Origin of the sequence: Rhizobium sp. BK112, from assembly GCF_014193215.1 — a bacterium.
GTDB classification, from domain to species: Bacteria; Pseudomonadota; Alphaproteobacteria; order Rhizobiales; family Rhizobiaceae; genus Rhizobium; species Rhizobium anhuiense.
On the sequence record NZ_JACHYZ010000004.1, the window covers coordinates 160100 to 174148 of the forward strand.

General features: G+C 61.0%; 14 protein-coding genes and 1 tRNA gene. 9 read left to right on the forward strand and 6 right to left on the reverse strand.

The window, feature by feature from the left end:
* Nucleotides 1–14 precede the first annotated feature (14 nt).
* Entirely contained in the window at nt 15–173 is a 159-nt protein-coding gene (locus FHT75_RS36485; protein ID WP_245433233.1) for a nuclear transport factor 2 family protein, read from the reverse strand.
* Here FHT75_RS36485 and FHT75_RS35835 point away from each other — a divergent pair.
* Complete coding sequence (locus FHT75_RS35835) at nt 129–266, forward strand: DUF982 domain-containing protein (protein ID WP_245294564.1); 138 nt, start codon at nt 129–131, stop codon at nt 264–266. The genes FHT75_RS36485 and FHT75_RS35835 overlap by 45 nt on opposite strands.
* Here FHT75_RS35835 and FHT75_RS13430 read toward each other — a convergent pair.
* Complete coding sequence (locus FHT75_RS13430; protein ID WP_028755453.1) at nt 256–2157, reverse strand: adenylate/guanylate cyclase domain-containing protein; 1902 nt, start codon at nt 2155–2157, stop codon at nt 256–258. The genes FHT75_RS35835 and FHT75_RS13430 overlap by 11 nt on opposite strands.
* A gap of 287 nt (nt 2158–2444) precedes the next feature.
* Nucleotides 2445–4130: a winged helix-turn-helix domain-containing protein gene (locus FHT75_RS13435; RefSeq protein ID WP_049810844.1), complete on the reverse strand. Its 1686-nt coding sequence runs from the start codon at nt 4128–4130 to the stop codon at nt 2445–2447.
* Between the two features lie 216 nt (nt 4131–4346).
* On the opposite strand from FHT75_RS13435, the gene FHT75_RS13440 reads away from it, so the two are divergent.
* Entirely contained in the window at nt 4347–4964 is a 618-nt protein-coding gene (locus tag FHT75_RS13440) for a hypothetical protein (RefSeq protein WP_028755454.1), read from the forward strand.
* Between the two features lie 185 nt (nt 4965–5149).
* Here the strand turns inward: FHT75_RS13440 and FHT75_RS13445 are convergent.
* From FHT75_RS13445 to FHT75_RS13455, 3 genes are all read right to left on the reverse strand, one after another.
* Nucleotides 5150–5226: transfer RNA gene (locus FHT75_RS13445), tRNA-Arg, on the reverse strand.
* 122 nt (nt 5227–5348) lie between these two features.
* Entirely contained in the window at nt 5349–6869 is a 1521-nt protein-coding gene (locus FHT75_RS13450; protein ID WP_028755455.1) for an ATP-binding protein, read from the reverse strand.
* Between the two features lie 345 nt (nt 6870–7214).
* The gene (locus FHT75_RS13455) at nt 7215–9212 is read right to left on the reverse strand and encodes a methyl-accepting chemotaxis protein (protein WP_028755456.1); all 1998 of its coding nucleotides are present in this window, start codon (nt 9210–9212) and stop codon (nt 7215–7217) included.
* 417 nt (nt 9213–9629) lie between these two features.
* On the opposite strand from FHT75_RS13455, the gene rpmH reads away from it, so the two are divergent.
* The 7 genes from rpmH (at nt 9630) to FHT75_RS13490 (ending at nt 14019) form a co-directional block, all read left to right on the forward strand.
* Entirely contained in the window at nt 9630–9764 is a 135-nt protein-coding gene (gene rpmH, locus FHT75_RS13460; protein WP_008524438.1) for a 50S ribosomal protein L34, read from the forward strand.
* Nucleotides 9765–9785: 21 nt separating this feature from the next.
* Entirely contained in the window at nt 9786–10187 is a 402-nt protein-coding gene (gene rnpA / locus FHT75_RS13465) for a ribonuclease P protein component (protein WP_028755457.1), read from the forward strand.
* Nucleotides 10187–11980: a membrane protein insertase YidC gene (gene yidC, locus FHT75_RS13470; protein ID WP_028755458.1), complete on the forward strand. Its 1794-nt coding sequence runs from the start codon at nt 10187–10189 to the stop codon at nt 11978–11980. The genes rnpA and yidC overlap by 1 nt, the downstream gene beginning before the upstream one ends.
* 154 nt (nt 11981–12134) lie before the next feature.
* Nucleotides 12135–12788 carry a ribosome biogenesis GTP-binding protein YihA/YsxC gene (gene yihA / locus FHT75_RS13475; RefSeq protein ID WP_028755459.1) on the forward strand — a complete coding sequence of 218 codons (654 nt, stop codon included), beginning with the start codon at nt 12135–12137 and terminating at the stop codon, nt 12786–12788.
* A gap of 267 nt (nt 12789–13055) precedes the next feature.
* On the forward strand, nt 13056–13265 hold the full coding sequence (locus FHT75_RS13480; protein WP_003545000.1) for a cold-shock protein: 210 nt from the start codon (nt 13056–13058) through the stop codon (nt 13263–13265).
* Between the two features lie 133 nt (nt 13266–13398).
* Nucleotides 13399–13623: a hypothetical protein gene (locus FHT75_RS13485; RefSeq protein WP_003556111.1), complete on the forward strand. Its 225-nt coding sequence runs from the start codon at nt 13399–13401 to the stop codon at nt 13621–13623.
* Nucleotides 13624–13743: 120 nt separating this feature from the next.
* Nucleotides 13744–14019 carry a hypothetical protein gene (locus FHT75_RS13490; RefSeq protein WP_024323874.1) on the forward strand — a complete coding sequence of 92 codons (276 nt, stop codon included), beginning with the start codon at nt 13744–13746 and terminating at the stop codon, nt 14017–14019.
* Nucleotides 14020–14049 lie beyond the last annotated feature (30 nt).

The following is a 14049-nucleotide window of genomic DNA, read 5'->3' on the forward strand; positions in this document are numbered from 1 at the left end:
TCGCCGGGGCGCCATCAGCTTCCCGGCAAGGCCTGATCTTGTGAAGCGGGCAACGATACCCTCACCGTTTCCAGATGCCAGACCTTGGCGACGATCCGCCAGCCCTCGATGCCTTTCACGAAGCAGAGATGGTCGATGAAAACGTTGGAATGAATCCGCAGCCTGACCTTCACGGTGGCAGCGGCCAGCGAAAGCCAATCGATCAGGAGGCGCGACAGGCGTTTATCGACGCTGCGATCGAAGCCGGAATCCCGATCAAGGAATGAGGCCAGGAGGCTCTGCTAGCTGAGCTTCCATCCGGTCGGCGAGAGCCAGGTAGCGCGGATGGTTCCGGAGAGGATCTAGATCGCTGTCCTTCTTCATCCACGCCACGACCGACGCGACATAGGTAGGCGATCCGGACGCCTGCCGTTCAAGGCAGGCAATGGCCTCAGCAGGTTTGCCGAGCTTCGCATAGCAACAAGCGAGATTATAGAGCACTCTGAGGTCGTCCCCAGCGATTGCGGCGGCACGGGACGCCCACGACGCTCCACGCTCCATCTCGCCCAGATCCGCCAGCAAACAGCCGCCATAGCACATAAGGATCGGCTCGTCTGGATGTGCGGCAATCTCTCCTTCTATCAGCCGAAGGCACTCTCGCGCCGACTGAACTGCTTCTTGATGGTGCCCAAGGGATATATGGACCGCTCGCAGCTGGTCCCAGGCCCGATAATCATCTGGCTTCAAGGCGATAGTGCGCTCGTAGAGGCCGCGCGCCTTTTCGAACTGGCCCTGCGCGTGACAATTGCGCCCGTAGAAGAAGTTCGCCTCGAAAGAGGTCGGATCTCGTTCGAGGGCGAGCTCGAACTCTGCCTCGGCCTCAGCCCGCAGGCCCTTGGTAAACATTGCGATGCCTCGCGATGCATGGGCGTCGGAGAGACCTGGATCGAGCTCCAGAGCCCGGTTGGCGTTGTCTAGGATGTTGTCATATGTGGCAGCCGGATCATTGGCGAGCAGAAGGTAGGAGTCGCAGTCGGACAGTCCGGCATAAGCCCGTGCATAGCGCGGATCTAGGTCGACGGCCTTCGCGAACAGACCCCGGGCTGCCTTTATGCTTCTCGATTCGTGTCCACGGTTAAAGAACGACCGCCCCATCAGATAAATTTGATAGGCCTCCGGATTGTCGGTTCCCCGCTTGGTGATAGTCTCCAGCTCCTTTGCGAGGAGCCGGACCTTAAGCGCGTCGACAATGTGCTTGGAGATTTCGTCCTGCAGCGCGAATATATCTTCAAGGTCGCGATCGTATCGCTCCGCCCACACGTGCCGGCCATCCGTTCCGTTGATAAGCTGAGCCGCAATGCGCACTTTGTTTCCGGCCTTGCGCACGCTGCCTTCCAGCACATACCGCACGCCGAGTTCGCATCCCACCTGCTTCATGTCCACGGCGCGACCTTTGTAGATAAAGCTTGAATTGCGGGCGATGACGCTGAGCGCGGACACTTTCGCAAGATCCGTAATGATGTCCTCGGTGATGCCATCACTGAAGTATTCCTGTTCCGGATCGCCGCTCATGTTGGTGAACGGTAGCACCGCAATAGACACGCCTTCGCTTTCGGCGATCACCGCCGCAGGAGGCCGCTTCGGCGGTGAATCCTGCCATCTGTGTCCGAAGCGCGCCATGTGGACTTGTATGGGCCTCTCGTGGTTCTTCACGGAATGTTGGCCGAAATCCTCGAAGTCGACCCCCAACTCGCTGCCGATATGCTCGCGCACGATGCCAGCGATCGCGACCCCGCCGGGATCGGCGAGGGATTGCAGGCGCGCCGCGACGTTGACCCCGTCACCATGGATGTCGTCACCATCGACGATGATGTAGCCAAGATTGACCCCGATGCGATATACGAGACCGCGGTCTTGGGCCTCCTGGGGTTCGGCTCTGGCTATCGTGCTTTGAATCTCGGTGGCGCACCTTACGGCATCGGCAACGCTGGCGAACTCCACCAGCATCCCATCACCCATCAGCTTGACGATCCGTCCGTTGTGAGTCGCAATACAGGGGTCGACCAGGTCATGGCGCAACGACTTGAGGCGGTTCAGCGTGCTGATGTCATCGATTTCCATCAAACGGGTGTAGCCGACGATGTCAGCCGAGAGGATCGCCGAAAGCCTGCGTTGCATTGGAAGCCCCCACTCCCTGTTGACCGCAATGCTTAATCGTAGCGCTTAGAATCCGGCGCAATCATGTCGGGAAAATAGCCGATTTTAGAGGTGAGCCGTTGGGTTGGCCGCGTTGGGTGCAATCGGCTCCTTCCAGAAACACTGACGCTCTAAGCCGCTGCCGAGCGACCATCCGTTGAAGAGACCATTCGTAGCGCATTTCAGGGTTTGTGCGGTTGCAACGAGCCGGCCAGCTAGGTTTCAATCTCGAAGTTACCGCTATCCGCGCCGCAGACTGCTTGCGAGATTCAACGCTCGACGCATTCAGGCAACCTGAAAGGCTTGACAAAACCGGCCAATGCCTCGGGCTTTGCGCAGGGCGGAAAGCCGGCAAGTCGCATGGTTTCGATCAATCGCCGCCTGTCGTTTTCATTTGTATCAGGAAGGCTCACAAATCCCTCTATGGTGAGATCGGGAAACCATTTCAGTGCTTGTGTGAGAGCCGTTTTCGCTTCCGCCGTGCGGCCGGTGGCGGCTAGCGCGGCTGGACGATATACCCACATCCGTCGACCGTAGTTTTCCGGACCCATTTGACCCTGCATGCGAAGCGCATCTTCGTAGCGTCCTGCCATGAAATAGGCAGCAGCAAAGATTCTCGTACTCCACACCGGGTAGATCGGATTAAGGCGGATTGCCTGATCGACCATCTCCGCACCGCGCTGCGGCTCGCCGAAGGTGGATGCCAAGAAGGCGTAGAAGGTCAGAATTTCGAACTGGTTCGGCGCCATGCGCAGCGCCGTGTCGAATTCCGCTTTGGCGCGTGCAAGATCGTTCCTGTCGCCGAAACTAAAGCCCAGCACGGCGTGCGCCTCGGCGTCCATCGGATCGAGCGTGACCGCGCGCTCGGCGGCCTCGGCGGCCAGTCGGAAGTTGACCTCGAAATCGGCGCCAAAACTCGGCATGACGCTATACGCGTGATAAAGTTCAACCCAGGCGCGCGCCAGCCCCGGGTCCAGTTCCGCGGCGCTTTTGAGGAGCTTGATTGCCTCCTCGACATCAGCGCGATTCATCTTCGCAAGCTTCTCCGTGCCGAGCAGGTACAGCTCATAGGCGGTAAGGTCGCTTGGCGGCTTGCGATGGGCCGCGATCCGGCCTGCCTCCTGGATCACGCCGCCTCCGCCGCCGAGCCGGTTGGAGACCTGCCCGGCAATCTCCGTTTGAATCGCAAAGAGGTCCCGGTCCGGCCGGTCCCAGCGCTGCGACCAAAGGTGCTTGTTCGTTTTGGCGTCGATGAGTTGTGCTGTAACCCGCACCCGATCGGCTTGGCGTTGAATTGAGCCTTCGACAATAAAGCTCGCGCCAAGCGTCCTGCCCACCTCATTCGGCTCGGCTGGTTTGTCCCGGTATTGTTCAGTCGAGTTGCGGGCGATCACCTCGAATTCAGGGAACCCCGCCAGATCGGTGATTATGTCCTCGACGAGGCCATCGGCGAGGCGTTCGGTCGCCTCGTCACCGCGATAATTGTCGAAGGGCAGCACCGCGATGGATGGCAGCCCCGCGTCGGGACGCTTCTCGATTGCGTAACTTGTAAAGAGCCAGACTGCACCTGCCGCCAGAAAGACCACCAGGCCCAGACCCGCAGTCCATTTCCACCTTGCCGGCGCCAAAGGCGGGTTCGCGGCGGTGATCATCAGCCGGTATCCGCGTTTCGGTACGGCCTTGAGAACTGCCTGTTGCTCATCGTGAAGAGCGCGGCGTACATCGCGCACGCATTGGACCAGGCTGTCATCGGTGACGAACACGCCTGGCCACACCGCCTGCATCAGCTCATCTTTGGTGACCAGCCGATCGGCGTTTTCGAGGAGATACTTCAGGAGGTGGAAGGCCTGCGGCCTGAGAGCGATCTCGCGCCCTTCCCCGTCACACACAATCCCTCCGGCAATATCAACGATAACGCCGTTAACCGCGAACGTCCTGGCAGCCCGGGAATCCATCCTCCGCCTCCTGCCGCGGGGACATCCATTATCATATCAGACAGCTGCAACTCCGTGAATGCCGCCGCAGCGCCTTTGTTTTTCGGCAATTTTTCACCGAACGATCACCAGTCGTTCGGGACATTGGCATTGTGCGCGTCCAACGTCGCACCAAGCGCGCGTCGCGACCCATCGTCCCCAAACCATATGCAAGGTTGAATCGGTAGGAGAACCACCATGAACCTGCGAACCCTCACAGAGAGCCTGATCGGAATACTGCTCATTTCGCAGGTTGCTTTCGGTCTTACGACGTCCGCCGCGACGGCCGAAAATGCCAAATTGCTCGTCGAACCAGTGGTCGAGAAGAAGGTGAAGGAACTGCCGCCCGGACCATTGTTCTGGCGGCTGGAGAATTTCCCAACGCTGGCCCAGGCCCAAAGCGCCGCAGGCCCGACGTCACTCGCGGCCGAGGTCGCAGGCAAGGTGTGGTTGTTCACGCTTGGACCAAAGGATGGCTCTACGCCAGGCGGAACCAGTGTCGCCGCGATTGGTCCCATCCCACCGGTCAGCGCAAGCGAATATTTGCTGCGCATCAACCGCGCCGGAGGCGTGCCGGGCGCCAAGACTTCGATCCATTCACATCCGGGGCCGGAGGCCTTTTATGTGCTGGCCGGCAAGCTGGGCCAGAGGACGCCGCACGGCATGGCATATGCCGAAGCCGGAACGACCATGGTTGGTCATGGCGCGGATACACCGATGGAAGTGTTTAATGCCGGAACAAGCGATCTCGATGAGTTCGCCATCTTTGTGGTGGACGCCAATCTGCCGTTCTCGTCGCCGGCCAAACTCGACTGAGGCCATCTGGCGGCTTGGCATACGGCACCGATCCAGTAGGACGCGACGCGCCTCATGGGCATAGCTGCGAGCTTGCGCGCACCTAGAGGATGTGCATGGGAAATAACGAACTGAAGTGCGATCAGACCCAAATGGCCAGTCCGTAACCGGGGCCTGAAGACCGATGGCATGGTAATTGGGAAGAATGGCGCACCCGAAGAGATTCGAACTCCTGACCCCCAGATTCGTAGTCTGGTGCTCTATCCAGCTGAGCTACGGGTGCGTGCAAAATGCGGCGGTGCCGCTTGCGTGGCGATCCTCTAAAACGTCCTTCGGGACAATGCAAGAGCATTTCTGAAAAAATCGCGTCTTTGCCTGTTCGCAGCAGCGCCTTGCCCAGCGAGGTCACTTTTCCAAATGCGTCCGGCTGCGGTAATCCTCCAGCGAAACCGGGCGATCGGGGATCTCGATGCGGAATTGGGTGCCGACCGTCGGCTTTTCCACCAGCGCGATCGTGCCGCCATGGGCCAGCACCAGCTCGCGGGCGATGGTGAGGCCGAGGCCGGTGCCGCCGGAGCGGGCGGAACCGCGGAAGGCGGCAAAGAGGTTTTGGCGGGCCTTCAGCGGCATGCCCGGGCCGGTATCGTCGACCGTGATGCTGACGACGCTGCCGACGCGCTGGGCGGCGACGGTGATGCGCCTCAAGGTACCCGGGGCGCCCTCGCCCGGCGCGGTCAGCGCCTGCAGCGCGTTGCGGCAGAGATTGTGGATGACGCGGAAGAGCTGTTCACCATCGGCATCGACCTTGAGCTCGGCGCCGATCTGCTCGACGAATTCGATGCCGCTCTGCGGGTCGATCGCCAGTATGTCCTTGACCTCCTGGGTCAGTTCCAAAAGCAGGATATGGCGGCGGCGCGGCGCCGATTCGCTCGCCTTGCCGTAGGACAGCACCTCGGTGGTATAGCCGACGGCGCGGTCGATGGTGCGCAGCAGCTTCGGGGCGAAGCTCTTGACCATCGGATCGTCGACATCGACGAGACGGTCCGACATCAGCTGCGCCGACGCCAGGATATTGCGCATGTCGTGATTGATCTTGGAGACGGCAAGGCCGAGAGCGGCGAGGTTCTTCTGCTGCTTCAGCGTCTTCTGCAGCTCCATCTGCATCGAGGTGAGGTTGCGGCCGGCGACCGCCAGTTCGTCGCGGCCGCCGTCGCCGATATAGATATGGGCCGGGTTTTCCGGATCGGAGGAGAATTGCTGCATGCTGCCGGTCAGCCGGCGGATCGGGCCGATCAGGATGCGGTTGATCGCAAAGAAGATCAGCGTCGCGGTGAAGACGGAGATCAGCACCGACAGAAGGAGGACGTTGCGGGAATAGGCGAACATCGCCGTGCGCAACTGCCTGTCCCTCATCACCACCTCGACGCCGGTATTGGTGTCGCCGACGGGGCCATAGACGCGGATCATCCTGCTGCCGCCGAAGATCAGCGTGTCGAGCGCATCGCGTATCGCCGTCATTGGCGGCACGTCGGTGAGATCATAGGCTTCATCGACGGAGGTCGGCATATCGGTGGTCGCCAGCAGCCGCGAGGTGCCGTCCTTGCGCAGCACGATCGCCTTGGTGCCGGTTGCCTCCAGCGTTTCCTTCTGCAGCGCTCGCGGCAGCTCGACCGGCTGCAGCCCGTCGATGACGATGGCGGCGGCGGCGGCCGTGTTCAGCCTGTCTTCCAGCCAGCGTATGCGCATGCTGGCAACCGAGGGGAAGAAGATCAGGATTTCGGCGAGCATGATGAAGAAGACGGTGAGCCAGAGCAGCTTGCCGGAGAGCCCGCCGAACATGCGGGCAGACGGGCACGGCGCCCTCGCAGCCTCGCCGGCCGCCGGGGTCTCCGCCGAAGGATTGTCACCCTGGTCTTTCATCGGCATTCGCGTCTCGCCCGATCGGCAGCATTTGCGCCGCCCTTACCGCTGGAGCTTTATATTAGACCAAGATGCTCCGCTTTCAAATCTTTGCGAGCAGCGTCACGTCGTCACAAAGAAGCGTCCAGCTTGGAGAAGGAAGGCCCTTCCCCAACCTTTCCCCACAAGAGGGAGGGACCAATTTGCGGCGCCCACGCGGCAAATATCAGCCTTTCCGCGGGTGAAACGACGAAGTTGGAAGCGCCGGTGCGACAGGTTAGGCTTGGGGCGAGGTCTTCGCCCGGCGCGGACCGGGCAGAAAAAACCAACGCCGCCCGGAGGCGGCGTTGAAAGGCGCGTGATCAGTAAAGCTTAGAACTCTTCCCAGCTCTGTTCGGCGGGCGCCGCATTGCCGCCGAAAGCGCGGGCGACCTTGGCGATCGCCCGGCGGGCAGGCGAGGCGACGGGCCGGTGCGGCTCGTTGCGGACGAGCGCCACAGGCGCCGGCGCACCGTCCGACAGTTTGAAGCGGGCAATGAGGCTCACCAGCCCATTGGCTTCGGCCGACAGCCTGTGCGTGGCGGCGGAGGTCTCTTCGACCATCGCGGCATTCTGCTGGGTTACCTGGTCCATCTGATTGACGGCGGTATTGACTTCCTTGAGGCCGGTCGACTGTTCGGTCGCGGCTGTCGCGATCGAATGGATATGGTCGTTGATGGCGATGACGCGGGTGCCAATTTCGGCGAGCGCCTCGCCGGTCGCCTGCACCAGCTTGACGCCGACCTGCACCTCGTCGCCCGACTTGGTGATCAGCGCCTTGATGTCCTTGGCCGCGGTTGCCGAACGCTGGGCCAGTTCGCGCACTTCCTGGGCGACCACCGCGAAGCCCTTTCCGGCCTCGCCGGCGCGGGCGGCCTCGACGCCGGCATTCAGCGCCAGCAGGTTGGTCTGGAAGGCAATCTCGTCGATGACGTTGATGATCTGGCTGATTTCGCGCGACGCCTGCTCGATGCGGCCCATGGCCTCGACGGCATTGCGCACGACGACGCCGGAGCGGCCGGCATTCTCCTTGGCTTCGGACACCATGATGGTTGCTTCATGCGCCCGCTCGGTGGAATTCTGGACGACAGCGGTGATCTCATCGAGGGCGGCCGAAGTCTGTTCGAGGGCAGCCGCCTGCTGCTCGGTGCGCTTCGACAGGTCGTCGCTGGCATTGCGCAGTTCGGCGGTGTTGCCGTTCATCGCTTCCGTCGTCTCGCGCACTTCGCGCATCGTCGCCTGCAGGGTGACGAAGGTATTGTTGACGTTCTGCTGCAATTCGGCGAAGGCGCCCTGGAAGCTGCCGCGCATCGTCTGGGTGAGGTCGCCTTCGGCAAGGCTTGCGATGACGCGGCGGGTCTCGCCGATGCCGGCATCGACGCTCGCCAGCAGCGTGTTGATGTTGCCGGCGAACTGGTTGAGGTTCTCGTCCTCGTAGTCCTTATCGATGCGGTGGCCGAAATCGCCGGCCGCGGCCGCAGCCACGACGACGGACATGCTCGACTGCAGGTCGTCGCTCTTGGCGCGCATCGCCGCCTCCTGAGCGTTCAGGCGCTTGATGGCAAGGCCGTTCGCCTTGAAGACGGCGACCGCTGCGGCCATCTCGCCGATTTCATCCTGGCGTCCGGCGAAAGGAACCTCGGCCTCGAAATTGCCGTCGGCAACCTCCTTGATCGCATGGGTGACGCGCTTGATCGGGCGGCTCAGATGGCTGGTGCCGATGTAGAAGCCCATGCCGATGCCGGCCGAAATGCCGATGCCGGTGATGCTGAGGACGAGCATCAGCACCCAGGAGCGGAAGCTTTCGATCTCGGCGTTGACGGTCTGCAGCGCGGCCTTGTCGATGGCGACGACCGCGTCGATTTCCGCCTGGAACGCCTTGCGGTTGGCGCGGTTGGCCTCATTGTTGCCCTGTTGGCTGGCGGCCTCGGGGCCGACCTCGGTACCGAGGCGGGCCGTTTCCGCGCGGAAGGTGCGGAATTCCGCAGCGCGGGCGACAAGCTTGGCAAAACTGTCCTTCTCATCCTCGGGAACGAGCGGCGCCCAGCCCGCGATGACCTTGTCGATCTCGTCGAGGCCGGCCAGCAGGCCCTTGGCAAAATTCGGCGTATCCTTGATCGTCTTGGCGGCATAAATGCCGCGCGATTCCATCACCACGGCCGTCACGAAACGGTTGAGACGTTCGCCGGCATAGGCGCGGGTGGCGGCCTGTTCGTAAGCCGTCAGGTTGCGACTGTATTCGTGCATCGCGGACAATGCCGTTGCGCCGATCAGAAGCGCGACCGCGCCCATCACGCACACCAGCAGATTAATTTTGCCACGGATCTTCAATGCAATGCCCTCCTAGCTACGCCACTGCCTGGAAAGCAAATTCCAGCCCATGCGCTGAATATCGGCGACATTTATTAAAGTTAGATTTCCAATATTTACGATTATGCCGAGGGAAAATTATCCCTGTTGGACGCGGTCGCGGGACGTAACCCCCTGCAAACCAGGCTTATCGATCGCTTGCGGCACCAAATTACAACCGCTCGGAGCAAGCGGAAATTCTTAACACCAGAGTGCGAAAATTACTTCGGGCCGACGGCGCAAAGTGAAATTATCGGGTATAATTGACTTTCTAAGGCTTCATCCGTATAAGCCGCCGCACGTCCGGTCACTCAGCCTTTTTGGCTCGCCCGTTCGAAAAACAACGCTCCTTGCATTATGCAAATTCAAGAAGGGCCGCACTCCGCGGTATTCAAATAAATGAAGCGTACCTACCAACCATCCAAGCTTGTTCGCAAGCGTCGCCACGGCTTCCGTGCGCGCATGTCCACGAAGGGTGGCCGCAAGGTCATCGCTGCCCGCCGCGCGCAGGGCCGCAAGCGTCTTTCGGCTTAAGGCCGGATTGCCCGGTAAGAGATGGCGGGCGAATTGACGACCAGTGAGAAGAAACACACTGTCGGGCGGCTGAAGAGCCGCCCGCAGTTTCTTGCCGCGCGCGAGGGCGAAAAACGCCGGGGCGGCCTCTTCCTTCTCGAAGTCCTCGACCGGAAGGAACCCGACAGCCAAGCCCGTGTCGGTTTTACAGTCACCAAAAAACATGGCAACGCGGTCGAACGGAACCGTATGCGCCGCCGCCTGAAAGAGGCGGTGCGGCTTCATGCGGGGTTTGCAATGCAGCCCGGACACGACTATGTGGTTGTCGCGCGCAGGGACGTGCTTCAGGCGTCCTTCAAAGAATTGGCCGCGGAACTGAAATCCCGCGTGGAAACCAGGCCGAAACACCGGCGCTCCGGAGACGGACGCCCCAGGAACGTATGATGGAAAACAACCGCAATTACTTCATTGCGATCGCTCTCTCGGTGCTGATCGTCCTCGGCTGGCAGTTTCTCTATATGAATCCGCGCATCGAGACCCAGCGCAAGGCGCAGGAAGCCCAGAAGGCGCAGCAGCAGACCGAGCAGGCGCAGCAGCCCGCAGCAAGCGGTCAGGCGCCGGCCCAGCCGAGCGGTGCGGCCCCTTCCAGCCAGGCGGCCGCGACGGCGACGCTCGAGCAAGCGCTGCAGAAGTCGCCGCGCATTGTCATCGATACCCCGGCACTTTCCGGTTCGATCAACCTTGCCGGCGCCCGCCTCGACGATCTGAAGCTCAAGGGCTATCACGAGACCGTCGACGACTCGAGCCCGATCATCACGCTGTTCAGCCCGGCCGAGACCAAGGACGGCTATTTCACCGAACTCGGCTATATCGGCAGCGATGCGACGGGCAGCGTTCCCGGTCCCTCGACGCTCTGGACCGCACCTGAGGGCGCCAAGCTCACCGAAAAGACGCCGGTGACGCTGACCTATACGAACGACAAGGGCCTGACCTTCACCCGCACCATCTCCGTCGACGAACGCTACATGTTCACCGTCGCCGACAAGATCGAGAATGCCGGCCAGGCGCCCGCCTCGCTGAATTCCTACGGCCGCGTCACGCGCTACAACAAGCCGACGACGCCGTCGGTCTACGTCCTGCATGAAGGCTTCATCGGCGTCATCGGCGATGACGGCCTGGTGGAAACCAAATATACCGCCGCCGAGAAGGAAGCCGTGAAGCCGGCCAAATCCACCGGCGGCTGGCTCGGCATCACCGACAAATACTGGGCCGCGACGATCGTTCCGCCGCAGACCAGTCCCTATGAGGCAAGCTTCTCGCATTTTCCCGACGGTCAGCCGCGCTATCAGGCCGACTACAAGGAAGATGCCTTCACCGTCGCGCCGGGCCAATCGATCGAGCTGAAGAACCTCGTCTTTGCGGGCGCCAAGGAAGTGCCCGTCATCGACGGCTATGAGGCGAGCTACTCGATCCCGAAGTTCGACCGTCTGATCGACTGGGGCTGGTTCTATTTCATCACCAAGCCGATGTTCAAGCTGATGGACTTCTTCTTCCGCTACTTCGGCAATTTCGGCGTGGCGATCCTGTGCACCACCATCGTCGTCAAGCTCCTGTTCTTCCCGCTCGCCAGCAAGCAATATGCTTCGATGGCCAACATGAAACGCATGCAGCCGAAGATGGAGGAGTTGAAGGCGAAATTCGCCGACGACCGCATGGGGCTGCAGCAGGCGACGATGCAGCTCTACAAGGACGAGAAGATCAATCCGATCGCCGGCTGCTGGCCGGTGGCGCTGCAGATCCCGATCTTCTTCTCGCTCTACAAGGTGATCTACATCACCATCGAGATGCGGCATGCGCCCTTCTTCGGCTGGATCAAGGATCTTTCGGCGCCCGATCCGACGACGATCGTCAATCTGTTCGGCCTGCTGCCCTTCGAGGCCCCGACCTTGCTGCATCTCGGCGTCTGGCCGCTGATCATGGGCATCACCATGTTCGTGCAGATGCGCATGAACCCGACCCCGCCCGATCCGACCCAGGCGATGATCTTCAACTGGATGCCGCTGGTGTTCATGTTCATGCTGGCAAGCTTCCCGGCCGGCCTCGTCATCTACTGGGCCTGGAACAACACGCTCTCGGTGCTGCAGCAGTCGGTGATCATGAGGCGCCACGGCGTCAAGGTCGAACTCTTCGACAATCTGAAGGGCCTGTTCCGACGAAAAGAAGCGCCATCGAAATGACGCCTGCCAAGCCCCGCTCCGGCGGGGCTTTTCTTTCCCGGGCGTCGGAGAAGGACGCAGGGTAAGACCCTGCAAGCCGCCTCTAAAGCTTGACATCTGCCCACAAAACCATGAAGCCCGGTAAGACACCCAACCCAGAGATTGCAGAGCCCGCATGCCCGACACCGAAAAGCCGCTCTTCGGCCACCCATGGATCTTCATCCGCGGCGTGCCATCCCTGAACTTCCTGCCGCCGGAAGGGCCGCTGGAGGTGGCCTTCGCCGGGCGCTCGAATGTCGGCAAATCCTCGCTGATCAACGCACTGGTCGGCCAGAAGGGCCTGGCGCGCACCTCGAACACGCCGGGACGCACGCAGGAACTCAACTATTTCGTTCCCGACGGCTATTCCGGCGAAGGCGGCGACCTGCCGCCGATGGCGATCGTCGACATGCCGGGCTATGGTTATGCGCAGGCGCCGAAGGAGCAGGTCGACAAGTGGACCAAGCTGGTTTTCGATTATCTGCGCGGCCGCGCGACGCTGAAGCGCGTCTACGTGCTGATCGACAGCCGCCACGGCATCAAGAAGAACGACGACGACGTGCTCGACCTGCTCGACAAGGCTGCCGTCTCCTACCAGATCGTGCTGACCAAGACCGACAAGATCAAGGCGGCCGGCGTGCCGAAGCTGCTGGCCGAAACAGCCGACAAGATCCGCAAGCGCCCGGCCGCCTATCCCGGCGTGCTCTCCACCTCCTCGGAAAAGGGCGATGGGTTGGACGATCTGCGCCAGGCGATTGGCGAAACCGTCGGCATCGCCCGCTGGAAGTAGAAGGCGCACGCGCCCCGGACGCGGAGCCCTGTTTGGTGTAAAGGTCTCCGCGGCACCCATAAGTTGAAGACAGCGCAATCGGAAAACTAACGGTTGACGACGCAAGCTTGATGAGCTAGATAGCGAGCATCGAATTTTGCTTGCTGGCTTGGTTATCGCGCGATTGGCACCGCGCTCTGAACGAACTTCCTTTCAAAAATCGCTATCATCATCCGCATCGCCTTGGCGTTGCGGTTCTTCAATATTGCTATGAAAGGGTTCATCATCATGGCCACTGGCACAGTTAAATGGTTCAACTCCACCAAAGGCTTCGGCTTCATTCAGCCTGACAATGGCGGCGATGACGCCTTCGTTCACATCTCCGCCGTCGAGCGCGCCGGAATGCGCGAACTCGTCGAAGGCCAGAAGATCGGCTTCGATCTCGAGCGCGACAACAAGTCGGGCAAGATGTCCGCCTGCAATCTCCAGAACGCTTAAATCGGTATCTGCTTCCCTTTGACCACGGATGTACTGGCACTGCCGGAAGCACGTTATCAATCCAAGGCCAGGCGATTTGCCTGGCCTTTTTTGTTTTCGCTCGCGCGTCGAGCCCTCCAATATCGGAGCCAACATGACTGAGACATACAGCAAATCTCGCCAGCGGGCGGAGATTGCCTTCGGCAACGTCCAGACCCAATTCTTCGCGAAGAACCAGGCGGCCGAAGAGCTTGAATCCGACGCCCAATCGCAACAGGCGAAGACGTTGCGGCTTCGGGAAGCCCGGCTTGCTAGGGAACAGAGTGACCGGGTATCGGCAACCTCGGCCCTCATTGCCAAACGCGCCAGGGCCCGCTGAGATCACAACCCGATCGACAAGGCTCGGGATTTAAACCGCATCTGAAATGACGGGCTTGCAGATCGCGCGCTGCAGCATGCCGAAGGCGTGCTGGCATTCACTCGCACCAAGGAAGCGTCAATGGCAGAGACTGCGAACGAACTTCAATCGATCAATACCGCCTGGCAGATCGCCATTCAGGAGATCCTGCGCATGGTGATCAGAGACATGTATCACGGCGGCGGCGAAGCGTCGTTCAGGACCCATATCAAGCGTATCGAAGAAGCGGCCGTCGACAGCATCTACACGGATTTGCGGCTGCGCGGGACAGATGAATGGACGGAAGTGCTGGTCAAGGAAAGGGCGAGCAATTTCGTCACGACCCTGCTGACGTCATTTACCTATGACCGGGCCTAAATCATCCTGTGGCCGGCAATCGGCGGACGT